The 14,135-nt window shown below is 67.7% G+C and carries 13 protein-coding genes, 1 pseudogene and 1 riboswitch; of the genes and pseudogenes, 8 read left to right on the forward strand and 6 right to left on the reverse strand.

Annotated elements, in window-relative coordinates:
- Window positions 1–2: 2 nt before the first annotated feature.
- Genes E0H45_RS12875 through E0H45_RS12890 form a run of 4 tightly spaced genes read right to left on the reverse strand, consistent with a single transcriptional unit; the run spans window position 3 to window position 3,890 of the window.
- On the reverse strand, window positions 3–818 hold the full coding sequence (locus tag E0H45_RS12875) for a sugar phosphate isomerase/epimerase family protein (protein WP_131337323.1): 816 nt from the start codon (window positions 816–818) through the stop codon (window positions 3–5).
- Window positions 815–1,984, reverse strand: a complete 1,170-nt coding sequence (locus E0H45_RS12880; RefSeq protein ID WP_202872272.1) for a dihydrodipicolinate synthase family protein — start codon at window positions 1,982–1,984, stop codon at window positions 815–817. The genes E0H45_RS12875 and E0H45_RS12880 overlap by 4 nt, the downstream gene beginning before the upstream one ends.
- Window positions 1,984–3,144 carry a Gfo/Idh/MocA family protein gene (locus E0H45_RS12885; RefSeq protein WP_131337325.1) on the reverse strand — a complete coding sequence of 387 codons (1,161 nt, stop codon included), beginning with the start codon at window positions 3,142–3,144 and terminating at the stop codon, window positions 1,984–1,986. Before E0H45_RS12885 ends, E0H45_RS12880 begins: the two co-directional genes overlap by 1 nt.
- Window positions 3,141–3,890 (reverse strand): cupin domain-containing protein, encoded by a 750-nt coding sequence (locus E0H45_RS12890; RefSeq protein ID WP_131337327.1) that lies wholly within the window; start codon window positions 3,888–3,890, stop codon window positions 3,141–3,143. The genes E0H45_RS12885 and E0H45_RS12890 overlap by 4 nt, the downstream gene beginning before the upstream one ends.
- A gap of 200 nt (window positions 3,891–4,090) precedes the next feature.
- Between E0H45_RS12890 and E0H45_RS12895 the strand changes: the two genes are divergently transcribed.
- Complete coding sequence (locus tag E0H45_RS12895) at window positions 4,091–4,945, forward strand: hypothetical protein (RefSeq protein ID WP_131337329.1); 855 nt, start codon at window positions 4,091–4,093, stop codon at window positions 4,943–4,945.
- Here the strand turns inward: E0H45_RS12895 and E0H45_RS12900 are convergent.
- A complete protein-coding gene (locus E0H45_RS12900; RefSeq protein WP_131337331.1) occupies window positions 4,932–6,335 on the reverse strand; it encodes an FGGY family carbohydrate kinase in 1,404 nt (467 codons plus the stop codon). The two genes, E0H45_RS12895 and E0H45_RS12900, sit on opposite strands and share 14 nt — an antisense overlap.
- A gap of 116 nt (window positions 6,336–6,451) precedes the next feature.
- On the opposite strand from E0H45_RS12900, the gene E0H45_RS12905 reads away from it, so the two are divergent.
- Genes E0H45_RS12905 through E0H45_RS12935 form a run of 7 tightly spaced genes read left to right on the forward strand, consistent with a single transcriptional unit; the run spans window position 6,452 to window position 13,292 of the window.
- Window positions 6,452–7,345 carry a nucleoside hydrolase gene (locus E0H45_RS12905; RefSeq protein WP_131337333.1) on the forward strand — a complete coding sequence of 298 codons (894 nt, stop codon included), beginning with the start codon at window positions 6,452–6,454 and terminating at the stop codon, window positions 7,343–7,345.
- A complete protein-coding gene (locus tag E0H45_RS12910; protein WP_131337335.1) occupies window positions 7,342–8,634 on the forward strand; it encodes an ABC transporter substrate-binding protein in 1,293 nt (430 codons plus the stop codon). The genes E0H45_RS12905 and E0H45_RS12910 overlap by 4 nt, the downstream gene beginning before the upstream one ends.
- 2 nt (window positions 8,635–8,636) lie before the next feature.
- Window positions 8,637–9,536 (forward strand): carbohydrate ABC transporter permease, encoded by a 900-nt coding sequence (locus E0H45_RS12915; RefSeq protein WP_131337337.1) that lies wholly within the window; start codon window positions 8,637–8,639, stop codon window positions 9,534–9,536.
- A complete protein-coding gene (locus E0H45_RS12920) occupies window positions 9,533–10,420 on the forward strand; it encodes a carbohydrate ABC transporter permease (protein ID WP_131337339.1) in 888 nt (295 codons plus the stop codon). The genes E0H45_RS12915 and E0H45_RS12920 overlap by 4 nt, the downstream gene beginning before the upstream one ends.
- An 18-nt stretch (window positions 10,421–10,438) precedes the next feature.
- Entirely contained in the window at window positions 10,439–11,434 is a 996-nt protein-coding gene (locus tag E0H45_RS12925) for a sugar phosphate isomerase/epimerase family protein (RefSeq protein ID WP_131337341.1), read from the forward strand.
- Entirely contained in the window at window positions 11,431–12,330 is a 900-nt protein-coding gene (locus E0H45_RS12930; protein ID WP_131337343.1) for a transketolase, read from the forward strand. The genes E0H45_RS12925 and E0H45_RS12930 overlap by 4 nt, the downstream gene beginning before the upstream one ends.
- Before the next feature lie 2 nt (window positions 12,331–12,332).
- Window positions 12,333–13,292 (forward strand): transketolase family protein, encoded by a 960-nt coding sequence (locus E0H45_RS12935; protein WP_131337784.1) that lies wholly within the window; start codon window positions 12,333–12,335, stop codon window positions 13,290–13,292.
- Here E0H45_RS12935 and ribB read toward each other — a convergent pair.
- Window positions 13,285–13,881 (reverse strand): annotated as a pseudogene (gene ribB, locus E0H45_RS12940) (3,4-dihydroxy-2-butanone-4-phosphate synthase); the annotation flags it as partial. The gene E0H45_RS12935 and the pseudogene ribB overlap by 8 nt on opposite strands.
- A gap of 96 nt (window positions 13,882–13,977) precedes the next feature.
- Window positions 13,978–14,111, reverse strand: a riboswitch (FMN riboswitch).
- Between the last annotated feature and the right edge of the window lie 24 nt (window positions 14,112–14,135).

Raw genomic sequence — 14,135 nt, forward strand, 5'->3', positions numbered from 1 at the left:
TGTCAGAGAACGTGTTCCTGATACCTCGCCAGCGCCAGGTCGAAGACCTCCTGTCCCGGCGCGTCCCACAGTTGCTGATTGAAGATCTCGACCTCGATCGGTCCGTCGTACCCGGCCGCGTCGCAGGCCTCGCGCAGCCGGCGCAGCTCGATCGAACCGTCGCCCATCAGGCCGCGCCCGAGCAGCGTGTCCGCAGGTAGCGGGACCACCCAGTCGCTGACCTGGTACGACACGATCCGCTCGCCGGCCCGCTCGATCTGCCGGTACACGTCCGCGTCCCACCACAGGTGGTACGCGTCGACGATCACGCCGACCTGCGAGGCTGGGAACTGCTCCGCGAGGTCGAGCGCGCCGCCCAGCGACGACACCACGCACCGGTCCGAGCAGAACATCGGGTGCAGCGCCTCGACCGCCAGCGTGACACCGCGTTCTTCGGCGTACGGCGCCAGCTCGGCGAGCCCGTCGCGCACCATGCCGCGGGCACCGTCGAGGTCACGTGATCCGGCCGGCAGCCCACCGCTGACCAGCACGAGGACCGACGTACCGACCGTCGCGGCCTCGTCGATCGCGCGCCGGTTGTCCTCGATCTTCGCCTTCCGCTCGGCCGGGTCGGTCGCGGTGAAGAATCCGCTGCGGCACAACGAGGAGACCTTGAGACCTGCGTCTGCGACAAGACGAGCAGCCTTGTCGACGCCGTACTCCTGGATCGGCTCGCGCCACAGCCCGATCCATTCCAGACCGGCCTTCGCGCTCGCTCCGACGACGTCCTCGAGCGGCCAGTACTTCGTGGTCGCCTGGTTGAGGCTGTACCTGTTCACGCGTCGATCCCGCTCACGCGCAACAGTTGCCGGAACCGGTCGACGGCCAGCTCGGGGTTCGTCAGTACGCCGGCCTGGTCCGCGAGCCGGAACGTGTCCGCCAGATGCGGCAGCGACCGTCCGGTCTGCAGACCACCGACCATCGTGAACCCGGGCTGGAACCCGTTCAGCCAGGCCAGGAAGGCGATGCCGGTCTTGTAGTAGTACGTCGGTGCGGAGAAGATCTGCCGGGCCAACGGGACCGTCGGCGCGAACACCTTTTCGTAGGTCTCCAGGTCACCGTCGTCCAGCGCCTTGAGAGCAGCCGCTGCCGCCGGTGCGATCGCGGCGAAGATTCCGAGCAGTGCGTCGCTGTGCCGTTCGCCGTCGCCGCGGATCAGTTCGGGGTAGTTGAAATCGTCCCCGGTGTAGAGCCGGACGCCCTCGGGGAGGCGGTTGCGCAGAGCAACTTCCTTCGAGGCGTCGAGGAGCGAGATCTTGATGCCGTCGACCTTTGACACGTTGTCGTTGATCAGCTCGACGACGGTGTCCGCGGCCGCGTCCACCGAGGCGCTTCCCCAGTAGCCGTCGAGTGCGGGGTCGAACATCGATCCCAGCCAGTGCAGGACGACCGGGCGGGTCGACTGCGTGAGCAGGCGGTCGTACACCTTGCGGTAGTCGTCGGGGGACTCCGCTGCCGCACACAACGCGCGGCTGGCCATCATGATCGGCTGCGCGCCGGCGTCCTCGGCGACGGCGAGCTGCTCCTCGTAGGCGGCGATGACCGCGTCGAGGGGATGGGTGCCGTCGGTGGCGAGTTGGTCCGTGCCCACGCCGACCGCGATCCGGCCGTCGGGTGCTTCGGCCGCCGAGCGGCGGATCAACTCCTGGGTGGCCTTCCAATCGAGGCCCATCCCGCGTTGCGCGGTGTCCATCGCCTCCGCGACCGACAATCCGAGCGACCACAGGTGCCGCCGGAACTCCAGCGTGTGCTCCCAGTCGATCACCGCGGGCGCGCCCGGCGAGTTGTCGCCCAAGGGGTCGGCGACAACATGCGCGGCCGCGAACGCCAGCCGCGAGCGCGCCGGCGAATAGGTGCCCTGAGCAACCGGCTGACCGACGAGGGGATACCTCTCCAGTCCGCCGCCCTCGGCCGGATCGGACGGGAGGCGGAGCTCCAGCGTCATCAGTGGATCCCGAGGTCGAGGGTGGGCACTTCGAGCTTGCGGCCCTCGTGCCAGGACTTGAGGCCGAGCTCGGCCAGCTGGACGCCCTTGGCGGCCTCGACGAAGTCCCAGGTGAACGGGGCGTCGTCGACCACGTGCCGCAGGAACATCTCCCACTGCACCTTGAACCCGTTGTCCATCGGCTCGTTGTCCGGCACCGTCGCCCACTGGTCGCGGAACTTCTCGGTGACCGGGAGGTCCGGGTTCCACACCGGCTTCGGCGTCGCGGACCGGTGCTGGGCGCGGCAGTTCCGCAGGCCGGCGACCGCCGACCCCTCGGTCCCGTCGACGTGGAACTCGACCAGCTCGTCGCGGAACACCCGCGTGGCCCAGGACGAGTTCAGCTGCGCGACGATCCCGCCCTCGAGCTCGAACACGCCGTACGCCGCGTCGTCCGCGGTGGCGGCGTACTCGTCGCCGTTCTCGTCGACCCGGGTCGGGATGTGTGTCGCGCCCTGGCAGTACACGGACTTGACCTCGCCGAACATCTGGTCGAGCACGTACCGCCAGTGGCAGAACATGTCCAGGATGATGCCGCCGCCCTCTTCGGACTTGTAGTTCCAGGACGGCCGCTGCGCCTCCTGCCAGTCGCCCTCGAAGACCCAGTAGCCGAACTCGCCGCGGACCGAGAGGATCCGGCCGAAGAACCCGCCGTCGACCAGCCGCTTCAGCTTCCGCAGGCCGGGCAGCGACAGCTTGTCCATCACCACGCCGTTCTTCAGGCCGGAGTCGAGGACCAGCTTGGCCAGGTCGACGGCCGCGTCCAGGCTCTCGGCGATCGGCTTCTCGCAGTAGATCGCCTTGCCGGCCTCGACCGCGGCCCGGACGCCCTTCTCGCGGAGCTGGGTGAGCTGCGAGTCGAAGTAGATCTCCACGTCCGGCGCGGCCAGCGCCTCGGCCAGGTCGGTGGTGTACCGCTCCAGGCCGTACTGCTCGGCGATCCGGCGCAGCTTCAGCTCGTTGCGGCCGACCAGGATCGGTTCGGGGATGATCATCGTGCCGTCGGCAGCGGGGATTCCGCCCTGCTCCCGGATCGCCACGATGGAACGCTCGAGGTGCTGGCGCAGGCCCATCCGGCCGGTGACGCCGTTCATCACGATGCCGATGCGTCGCTCGTTCACAGTCTTGCCTCTCGCGCTCGAGTGTCATAAACGTCGAGGCGGCCGCACATACCGTGCCGGCCGAACTCGGTGGGGGTGGGGAGTCGGTGGAGTTCGGCGGACTGCAGATGCGGCGCGGTGCCGGCCGCCAGCGCGTCGAGCGCGGCGCCGGTCTCGTCCGCGAGCCGGCGGGCGCCCTCTTCCCAGCGCTTGCGCCAGTCCGCGAGCTGCGGCTGCACGATCCGGATCGCGGCCGCGAAGAAGTCGTCCAGCGCCGCGGGTCCTTCCGCTTCGTACCGTTCCCGCAGTACGGCGTACCCCTGCAGCGCGAGGTCGCGCCGGGCCATCGCGGACGGCGTACGGTCCTCGCCCTCGCCGGTCAGGGTGGTTGCCCGCAGGTACGCCGCGCGGTCGGTGAGGTGCTCGGGCGGCAACGTCAGGACGGCGTCGCCGGCCTCGGGGAGTCCGGAGTTGGACATCAGGGTGAGGATCTGCAGACCGCCGTCGTTGACGAGCCGGTGGATCGTGCCCGGGTCGAACCAGATGACGGTGCCGGCTTGCAACGGGGTCTCGGCGTAACCCTTCGTGTTCAGGGTCTGTACGGCGCCGGTGCCGGCGACCACGTAGTACCCCTCGGAGCAGGCCAGGTGCACATGCGGCGCACCGCCGACCAGGCCGTCGGGAGCCTCGATGTCGTACACCGTCAGCTTCGAGATGCCGATACCGCCCGGCAGCGCCACGGCCGGTCCGGGCTCGAACTCACACATGCGCGCCTCCCTCCGAGCCTGGGAAAGGGCTTTCCGCAGCCTGTGACCGTAACCATAGGTGGGCGAAAACCTCCCGTCAACCTGTAACGGAAAGCGATCTCCAACACCTCGGTGGAACGGCTGTGAGGTTGGCTACGTCGTAGCCCGTCAACAAGACATACGCCCTCCGGCCACGGTGCCGGACTCTTGCGGAGGTGGTCATGGCCCAAAGGATCAGTAGACGGCAGGCTCTGTTGCTCGGGGGTGGCGCGCTGGCCGGCGCGGCTACGCTCGGTTCGGTAGCCGCGGCCCAGTCGGCATCAGCGGCTCGGCCGGCGGAGGAGGCGTCGAGAGCTGCGGCCGGGACCGGGTGGTTTCGGCTGCCGGTGATCACGGCCAATATCGGACGCAAGCACCTCGACGCTCGGGAGGCGGCGATCCGGGCGGTCCGTGGTGGCGACCCGGGCAACCGGCCGTTCGTCGGCTGGCAGGAGATCGGTGAGGGCGACTCGGGTGAGGTGCCGATGATCACGCGGCACTTCGGGGGCAAGTACCGGAACGCGTTCCTGCGCGACCCCAAGTCGTTCCGGGTCCCGATCTCGGTCCCGGAGCCGTGGAAGATCGTGAACTCGAAGCAGACGTTCGTCCACGGCGGTATCGCCAACGTGACTCCGCCGCGCTTCATCAACGAGGTGGTCGTCGAGCACACCGCGCACCCGGGCCTGAAGTTCGCGCTGATCAACTCGCACTACATCGCCGGCGCCTACAACGGCAACAACAACCCGAACCTCCGCGACGAGTGGCAGCTGCACAAGAAGCTGCACCGCGAGCGCGTGATCGCCCACCACGCCAACGGTCACCTGGTGATCTGGACCGCGGACACCAACAACCCCGGCTACGACCAGGCGACCGGCCAGGGCGCCGAGCAGAAGGTGTTTGCCAAGGGCATCGACAGGATCAACTGGTTGCCCGGCGACGGTACGGTCCGCCTCGACCTGGTCGGGACCAAGGCGATCCCGATGAGCGTCGACGGCCACGACGCCCGGCTGGCCGTGTTCCGGATCAAGCTGGCCTGACGCGCACCGAGGCGACTGCCTGGGCCCACTCGGCTCGACGCCGGCCACGATCGCCGGCGTCGGGACCGGGCTCGAACGTCCGGAAGGACCGTTTGCCGGCCCAGTCGGTCGTCTCACCGAGTGTCGTCCAGGCCAGCTCGGCCACCCCCAGGGCGGAGATCTCCGGTACGTCGGCAGCCTCGACCGGATGACCGAGCAGATCCGCCTGCGTCTGCATGAGAAGACCGGACACCGTCGCGCCGCCGTCCGCGCGGAGACTGCTGAGCGTGCCGGGGATGGTGTCCGTGATGTCGCAGATCTGGTGAGCGACCGCATCGACAGCCGCCCGCGCAATGTGCGCCCGTGTGGTCGAACTGCTCATCCCGGTCAGCGCCGCCCGCGCTTCGCGGTCCCAGTGTGGCGCCCCGAGGCCAGCGAAGGCCGGCACCAGTACGACGCCCTCCGCTGAGGAGAAGGTCGCCGCGAGCGCCGTCAACGCGCCGACATCCGGCAGACCGAGGAGATCCGCCGTCCAGGCGAGCGCGGCCCCGGACGACACGATGTTTCCTTCGAGCGCGTACACGGGTCGATCGGTCAACCAGGCGAGCGTGCACCCGCTCGCCACGAAGCCCGCGACCGGCGTCATCACCGACGAGCCGGTCCCGTACGTCGCCTTCGCCATCCCCGCCTGCGTGCAGCCCTGCCCGTACATCGCCGCATGTGAGTCCGCCAGCACAGCCACGATCGGGATCCCGTCGGCCAGCCCCGGTACGCCGTTCGTGACTCCGAAGCCGGCGTTCGACGGCCGTACGTCGGGAAGCGCCGCCCGGGGTACGTTGAACGCCTCGAGCAGTTCCGCCGACCAGTCGAGCTCGACCGTGTCGTAGAGCAATGTCCGGGAGGCGTTCCCGGCCTCGGTCAGGTGCTCCTGGCAACCGGTCAGTCGATGGATCAACCAGGCGTCGACGGTGCCGACGTACGCGTCGGATCGATCGAGGAGCCAGCGCATTTTGGGTGCGGAGAACATCGCGTCCACGCGCAGTCCGGTCCGTCGGCGGACCAGATCGTCGACTGCCGAGGGGAGCTTGGCGCACCACTCGGCGGTCCGAACGTCCTGCCAGCCGAGGACGGGTCCGACCGGCTCACCCGCCCGGTTCCAGCCGACGACGGACTCCCGTTGGGTCGAGAGCGCCAGTCCGACGACCTCGACCGCAGCAGAGGCCAAGCAGGTGGATATTGCGGTTAGGACGCTCTGCCACAGGTCGTCGGCGTCTTGCTCGACCCAGCCCGGGCGTGGCGTGGAGAGTCCGACCGGGGCGGAGCCGGTTGCGAGGACCTGGCCGTCGGCGGTGACCAGGGCGGCTTTGGAGTTGGTCGTTCCCTGGTCGACCGCGAGTACCGCCTGGACCATCGCCCCTCCAAGTTTCAACCGAGCTCTTGACGTGACTCTAGCCGCGTGGTGACACTCATGGCGACAGGCTATGCACTACTGAATATCTATTCGTACCAAGAGTCGGAGGAGAGCGCGTGAGGCCGAGTAGACGCCGGGTGATCATCAACACCGATGCCAAGAACGAGGCGGACGACCAGTTCGCGATCGTGCACGGGCTGCTGTCGCCGACCTTCGACGTCCGCGGCCTGATCCCCGCGCACTTCGGCACCCGCCGGTCGGACCGCAGCATGGAGGAGTCCCGCGAGGAGATCGACCTGCTGCTGGACCTGATGGACCTGACCGGCCAGGTCACCGTCGCGAACGGCGCCGCCACCGGCATCCCTGACGAGCAGACCCCGCTCGACTCGCCCGGCGCCCGGCTGATCATCGAGGAGTCCAAGCTGGCCTCCGAAGGCGATCCGCTGTTCGTGTCGTTCCTCGGCCCGATCACCGACATGGCGTCGGCGATCCTGCTCGACCCGGAGCTCGTGCACCGAAACGTGATCGTGGTCTGGATCGGCGGGCGTGGCTACAACGGCTACGCGGCCGACCACCGGATGGAGTTCAACCTGTCCAACGACATCCACGCCGCCAACGTGGTGTTCGGGTCCGGAATCACGGTCTGGCAGGTCCCGAGCGACGTCTACACGAAGGTCTCGGTCAGCTACGCGGAGCTCGAGGAGAAGATCGGCGACGCGGGCCCGCTCGGCAAGTACCTCATCGAGCAGCTGATCGAGTGGAACGCGACGTACCACGGCGAGCCGATCGAGTCCCGCTCCCTCGGCGACTCGCCTGCCATCTCCCTGATGCTCTACCCGCACAGTGGCAACTTCCGGACCCGTCCGGCGCCGCGCTTCGGTGTCGACGGCTGGTACCTGCCCGGCACCGACAACCCCATCCAGGTCTGCGAGCAGGTCGACGTCCGCTTCCTGCTGGAGGACATGTTCGCCAAGATCCGCCGCTTCGCCCGCCAAAGGAGCACGCAATGAGCAACGTCACCCGCCGGGGTTTCCTTGGTCTCACGTCCGCCGCCGCACTCGGCGCCGGTCTGTCCGCCTGCACCGGCGGCGGTACGTCGACCGGCGCGGGAGCCACCCAGGCAGCGTCGAACAACCTGCGATTGTTCACCTACGAGGACGACTCGACGATCGGTCTGCTCAAGGCGCAGGTGAAGAAGTTCGACGAGCAGAACGGAACGACGACCACGGTCGACAGCCTGCCCGGTTCGGGCGCCGCCGTGTATCCGGACAAGCTGCGCACCGAGCTGCTCGGCGGTAAGGGTCCGGACGTCTGGCGGATCTGGGGCGGTCAGATCGGGGCGCCGTTCGCGAAGGCCAAGCAGTCACTCGACCTGTCGCCGTACTACTCCAAGTACGGCTGGGACTCGAAGATCAACACCACGGCGATCGGCGGGATGACGTTCGAGGGCGTGAAGTCCGGAGTGCCGTTCATCTCGCTCGGGATCGGTGCCTGGTACAACAAGTCGCTGTTCGCGAAGGCTGGGGTCAGTGCGGCACCCACGACGTACGCAGAGCTCGAGGCTGTGAACGACAAACTGGTGGCTGTCGGCGTCACGCCGTGCGGGCTCGGTGGGAAGTACGGCTGGGACATCATGCGACTGTTCGAGTACCTGCTCGAGCACACCGCCGGCCCGGAGCTGCACGACAAGCTGCTGACCGGCGCCGAGAGCTGGGACCGGCCCGAGGTGGTCGAGGCGTTCACGCTGTTCAAGAAGTGGCAGGACAAGAAGTGGTTGCCGCAGGGCGCTCTCGCTCTCGACCCGTCCGACGTCGAACCGTGGTACGTCCAGGGCAAGACGGCGTACACGATCACCGGGCCGTGGACCGAGGCCGGCGCGATCCTCGCGGCCAAGAAGAGCTCGTCGGCGTTCGGCAACTTCGAACTGCCCACGGACAAGACGCCGGCGCGGCACTCCGGCTTCGTCGAGGGCTACATGATCAACGCTCGTACTGGCAACGCCGACAAGGCCGCCGCGCTGATCGACTTCATCGTCCAGCCCGCGACACAGAAGGCGATGAACGTCACCGCCTCCACGGTCAAGGGCGCGGAGCCCGACCCGAAGACGCTGCCGCTCGCGGCCGAGTGGGCGCAGAAGTACGGCGGCAACCCGTTCTACACGATCCAGGACCAGGCGTTCCCGAAGAAGCAGGCCGACCAGTACTTCAGCGTGCAGAGCGATCTGCTGCAGGGATCGGTCAAGCCTGACGCGGCGGCGAAGAAGATGCAGGAGATCGTCTCCGCCTGGGCGAAGAGCTGAGCATGGCAACGACAGTCGCGCTCACCAAACCAAAACGCGGCGGCCGCTGGTCACCGTGGTTGTTCGCCCTGCCCGCGCTCATCGTGTACGTCGGGTTCCTGGTGTATCCGGCGGTGTCGTCGCTGTGGTTCAGCCTGACCAACTGGGACGGCCTGAGCGCGACGTACAAGTTCGTCGGCCTGGACAACTACCTCAAGATGCCCAGTGACCCGGTCGTCGTGACCGCGGTGAAGAACAACCTGATCTGGACCGTGGTCACGATCGCCGTGCCGACCGTTATCGGTCTGCTGCTGGCGATCGCGTTGAACGGGAAGGTGCACGGCAAGCCGGTCCTCCGGCTGATCTTCTACACGCCCGCCGTCCTGCCGCTCGTTTCGATCGCGAGCATCTGGGGCTGGCTCTACAACCCGCAGTACGGCGCGATCAACTCGTTCCTGCGGCTGATCGGCCTGGACGGTCTGGCACAGGCCTGGCTCGGGCAGGACTCGACCGCTTTGTGGGCCGTGATGGTGCCGGCGATCTGGTTGCGGACCGGCTTCCCGATGCTGCTCTACCTGGCCGCGCTGCAGAGCATCCCGAACGAGCTGTACGAGGCGGCGACCGTCGACGGCGCGACGAAATGGCAGCAGTTCTGGAACGTGACGATGCCGAGCCTGCGGCCGGCGCACTACATCGTGCTGGCGCTGTCGCTGATCGACTCGTTCAAGGTCTTCGACATGATCTACGCGATGACGTACGGCGGCCCGGGTACGTCGACGCAGGTGATGGGGACGTGGATGTACTTCAACGTCTTCCAGTACTACCAGGCCGGCTACGGCACCGCGATCGCCGTCGTGATCACGCTCGTCGCGATCGCGGTCGGCATCCCGTACGTACGCTCGCAGACGAAGGAGGCGTCATGACCTTGACTGCACCTGTTCAGGTTGACGTTCCGCTCGAGTCCGTCGAGCCCGCGAAGACGCCGAGGACCAAGCGTGGTCTGGTGATGACGCTGGTCCTGGCGGTGATAGCGCTCTTCTGGATCTCGCCGCTGGCACTGCTGGTGATCACCGCGGTCCGCCCGCTGGCCGACTTCATCGGGAACGGGCCGCTGTCCTGGCCGGATCAGCTGACCTGGGCGAACTTCAAGGACGCGTGGGGGATCGGCAACTTCGCCACGACGTACAAGAACAGCGCGATCCTGGCCCTGATCAAGGTGCCGCTCGGTGTGCTGGTGTCGGCGATGCTCGGGTTCGCGCTGGCCAAGCTGCGGATGAAGTTCCGCCGGACGGTGATGTTCACGGTGTTCCTCGGGCTGACCATCCCGATCTACATCACGATCGTCCCGGTCTTCATCATGATGCGCTCGGCCGGTGCGACCGACAGCATCTTCGGGCTGATCGGGCCCTACCTGGCGTTCGGCATCCCGTTCGAGGTGCTGGTGCTGCAGTCCTTCTTCCGGCAGCTCCCGGACGAGATCATCGAGGCCGCGCGGGTGGACGGCGCCGGCGACTGGCGGGTGTTCTTCACGATGATCCTGCCGCTGTCGGTCCCGGCCCTGGTCACGGTGGCGATCCTGGACGCGGTCGCGACCTGGAACGAGTTCCTGTTCGCGCTGATCCTGCTCAACTCGGACGCGCACAAGACCATCCCGGTCGGGCTGCTGAACTTCCAGGGCCAGTTCGCCAACAACAACACCGGTCTCGCGGCGGGCATCCTGATTGCCGTGGTGCCGATCCTCATCGCCTACACGCTGCTGCAGCGCTGGATCGTCGGCGGACTCACTGCCGGCTCGCTCAAGGGTTGATCACATATGGAGGAACACATGACTGACATGCCGGTCTTCGGCGCAGGTATCTGGCACTTCGCGACGTACAAGGACCGCTATGCCACCGACGGGTACGGCGATCCCGTCGGACTGCTCGAGCAGATCGACCGCGCCGGTGCGGTCGGCGACCTGTCCGTCGTCGACCTGAACTGGCCGTTCGCCGGGTACGACGGGACGCTCGACGAGGTGAAGGCCGCGCTGCAGCGGAACAACCTGAAGGCGATCGCGATCACGCCGGAGATCTACACCCGCGACTTCGTCAAGGGCTCGCTGACGAACCCGGACCCCGCCGTCCGCAAGCAGGCGCTGGAGCTGTTACACCAGGCAACCGAACTCGCCAAGGACCTGGGCTGCTCGTACGTGAAGCTGTGGCCGGGGCAGGACGGCTGGGACTACCCGTTCCAGGTCAACTACCACGACATCTGGAACCTCGCGCTGGACGGGCTCAAGGAGCTGGTGAGCGCGCATCCGGACATCAACTTCGTGATCGAGTACAAGCCGCGCGAGCCGCGGGTGAAGATCATCTTCCCGAACGTCGCCCGGACGCTGCTCGGCATCGAGAAGATCGGCCTGCCCAACCTGGGCATCCTGCTCGACTTCGGCCACTCGCTGTACGGCCAGGAGACGCCGGCCGACGCGGCGCAGCTGGCGATCGACTACGGCCGGTTGTTCGCGATCGACGTCAACGACAACCTGCGCGGCTGGGACGACGACATGGTGGTCGGCTCGGTGCACCTGGTGGAGACGTTCGAGTTCTTCCACACGCTGCGCAAGAACAACTGGGAGGGCGTCTGGCAGCTCGACCAGTTCCCGTTCCGCGAGGACAGCGTCCAGGCCGCGAAGCAGGCAATCACCTTCCTCAAGGCGATCCACCACGCGCTCGACGTACTGGACGACGAAGCCCTCGCCGCCGCACAGGCATCGCACGACGCGCTCGCCGCGCAGAAGCTGGTCCAGAAGGTGCTGCTGAGTTCGATGGCGGAACTGGCATGACGCTGACCGTCGAACACACCACGATGCCGGTGCTCGGACGGCTGCCGGTGCACAGCAGTCGCGCCGAGCAGATCGCACACATCGCCGAGGCCGCGAAGCAGATCCGGATCCAGGACCTCAAGCTGGTCCACCACGCCGGCGCCGGGCACATCGGTGGCGACTTCTCCGCGATCGACATCCTGGCCACGCTGTACGGCGCTGTGCTCGACATCTCGCCCGCGACGGTGAACGACCCCGAGCGGGACCGTTTCATCCTGAGCAAGGGGCATGTCGCGGGAGCGCTCTACACCACGCTGGCGGCGTTCGGGTTCCTGCCGGTCGAGGACCTCGCGACGTTCCTCAAGCCGCTGTCCGCGCTGAACGGGCACCCGAACCGCAACAAGGTCGCCGGCGTCGAGGCCAACACCGGTCCGCTCGGGCACGGCCTGCCGGTCGCGGTCGGTCATGCCCTGTCGGCGAAGCTCGACGTCTCGTTGCGCCGTACCTATGTGCTGGTCGGCGACGGCGAGCTGCAGGAGGGCTCGAACTGGGAGGCGATGATGGCGGCCTCGCAGTACCAGCTGGACCGGCTGACCGTGATCGTCGACCGGAACCGGCTGCAGCAGGGCGCGACCACCAAGGAGACCAACGACCTCGACCCGTTGCCGGAGAAGGCAGCCGCGTTCGGGTTCGCGGTCGTCGAGGTGAACGGTCACGACCACGGCGAGCTGCTCGACGTGCTGTCCGCCGTACCGTTCCGGCCGGGCAAGCCGACGTTCGTGATCGCCCACACCCACAAGGGCCACCCGATCTCGTTCATGAGCAACAACGTCGCCTGGCACCACCGGGTGCCGGATGCGGCGGAGTACCAGCAGGCGCTGACCGAGTTGGCGCGCTACGACAGGGGGCGGCTGTGACCATGGTGCACACGTCGATCGCGGACCAGCCGCGGTACGACTGCCGGGACGCGTACGTCGAGACGCTCGCCGAGCTGGCCGAGGCCGACCACCGGATCGTTGGCGTGGTCAACGACTCGGTCGGGTCGAGCAAGCTGAACAGCTTCCGCAAGGCGTTCCCGGACCGGCTGATCAACGTCGGCATCGCCGAGCAGGACATGGTCGGGGTCGCGTCCGGGCTGGCCAACGGCGGCCGGATCCCGTTCGTCTCGGCGGCGTCCTGCTTCCTCACCGGCCGTGCGCTCGAGCAGATCAAGGCCGACGTCGCGTACTCGAACACCAACGTGAAGCTCTGCGGCATGAGCCCCGGCGTCGCGTACGGCGAACTCGGCCCGACGCACCACTCGGTCGAGGACATCGCCTGGCTGCGCGCGATCGCCAATATGAGGATCATCGTTCCGGCCGACCCGATCGAGACGGCGGCGGCGTTGCGCTGGGCGGCGGCGTCGGACGGGCCGGTGTTCATCCGGGTCAGCCGGATGAGCGTTCCGAAGGTCTACGCCGAGGACTACGAGTTCGAGCTGGGCAAGGCGATCACGGTTCGCGACGGGAGCGATGTGACGCTGATCAGCAACGGGACCGTGCTGTGGCGGGCACTGGCCGCTGCCGAACGGCTCGCGGAGGAAGGGATCTCGGCACGGGTGCTGTCGATGCCGACGGTGAAACCGCTGGACACCGACGCCGTGGTCGCGGCCGCGCGGGAGACGGCCGGCATCGTGACCGCCGAGGAAGCGGTGTCCGGTGGCGGTCTCGGCGGTGCGGTCGCCGAGACCGTCGTACAGCATCATCCGGCGCGGGTGTCGATCCTCGGGTTCCCCGAGTTCGCGCCCACGGGGTCGGCCGGCTACCTGCTGAACCGGTACGGCCTGTCCCCCGAGGGCATCGCCGACGCCGCGCGCAAGCTGGTCACGACAGGTACGTGACGAGATCGGCGATCGAGATCATCGCGAAGCCATGAGCGTCGGCGAACGCGCGCAGGTCCGCGCCGGTCATCAGCGTGCCGTCGTCGTTCATCAGTTCGCCGATCACGCCGACCGGTGGCAGTCCGGCCAGCCGGACGAGTTCGACAGTGGCCTCGGTGTGACCGGGCCGCTGCCGGACACCGCCGTCGACGGCGCGCAACGGCAGGATGTGGCCGGGCCGGATCAGGTCCGCGGGCTGCGCCGAGGGATCGGCCAGCACGCGGACGGTCCAGGCCCGGTCCGCGGCGGAGATGCCGGTCCCGACACCGGTCGCCGCATCCACCGACACGGTGTACGCCGTCCGCAGGCTGTCCTGGTTGTTCGGCACCATCAGCGGCAGCTCGAGCCGGTCCAGGATCTCCGGCGCCGCCGGCGCACAGACGTAGCCGCTGGTGTGACGGACGAGCAGGGCCATCAACTCGGGCGTCGCGAGGCTCGCGGCGAAGGTCAGATCGCCTTCGTTCTCGCGGTCCTCGTCGTCGACGACCACGACCGGCCGTCCGGCGGCGAGCTCAGCCACGGCATGTTCGATGGTGTCCAGGCTGGTCACGGTGTTCACGATCGTTGTCCTCTCGGCAATGCATTCGTGAGCACTCCGGGGCAACGACAAGCCTCACGCACCCTGGAATCAGGGGACGTGAAACTGCCACGTGCATCTTCCCATCCGGACTTTCACCGTCGGTCCCGGAGTTCCACCGGGTCAACCGCTCCTTCTCACGAAGTCACGGGTCGCGGACTGTCACCGCCGGCTCGGAATTTCACCGACCCCAGAGCACGTGTGTTCTTCTCACAATCAGCTTAACG

Origin of the sequence: Kribbella soli (assembly GCF_004331345.1) — a bacterium.
Classification (GTDB): Bacteria; Actinomycetota; Actinomycetes; order Propionibacteriales; family Kribbellaceae; genus Kribbella; species Kribbella soli.

Excerpts from the sequence above, each read along its gene's own strand:
- E0H45_RS12880 (WP_202872272.1), bottom strand. The coding sequence starts at position 1,984 with ATGACGCTGGAGCTCCGCCTCCCGTCCGATCCGGCCGAGGGCGGCGGA.
- E0H45_RS12890 (WP_131337327.1), bottom strand. The coding sequence starts at position 3,890 with ATGTGTGAGTTCGAGCCCGGACCGGCCGTGGCGCTGCCGGGCGGTATC.
- E0H45_RS12895 (WP_131337329.1), top strand. The coding sequence starts at position 4,091 with ATGGCCCAAAGGATCAGTAGACGGCAGGCTCTGTTGCTCGGGGGTGGC.
- E0H45_RS12900 (WP_131337331.1), bottom strand. The coding sequence starts at position 6,335 with ATGGTCCAGGCGGTACTCGCGGTCGACCAGGGAACGACCAACTCCAAA.
- E0H45_RS12910 (WP_131337335.1), top strand. The coding sequence starts at position 7,342 with ATGAGCAACGTCACCCGCCGGGGTTTCCTTGGTCTCACGTCCGCCGCC.
- E0H45_RS12915 (WP_131337337.1), top strand. The coding sequence starts at position 8,637 with ATGGCAACGACAGTCGCGCTCACCAAACCAAAACGCGGCGGCCGCTGG.
- E0H45_RS12920 (WP_131337339.1), top strand. The coding sequence starts at position 9,533 with ATGACCTTGACTGCACCTGTTCAGGTTGACGTTCCGCTCGAGTCCGTC.
- E0H45_RS12925 (WP_131337341.1), top strand. The coding sequence starts at position 10,439 with ATGACTGACATGCCGGTCTTCGGCGCAGGTATCTGGCACTTCGCGACG.
- E0H45_RS12930 (WP_131337343.1), top strand. The coding sequence starts at position 11,431 with ATGACGCTGACCGTCGAACACACCACGATGCCGGTGCTCGGACGGCTG.
- E0H45_RS12935 (WP_131337784.1), top strand. The coding sequence starts at position 12,333 with ATGGTGCACACGTCGATCGCGGACCAGCCGCGGTACGACTGCCGGGAC.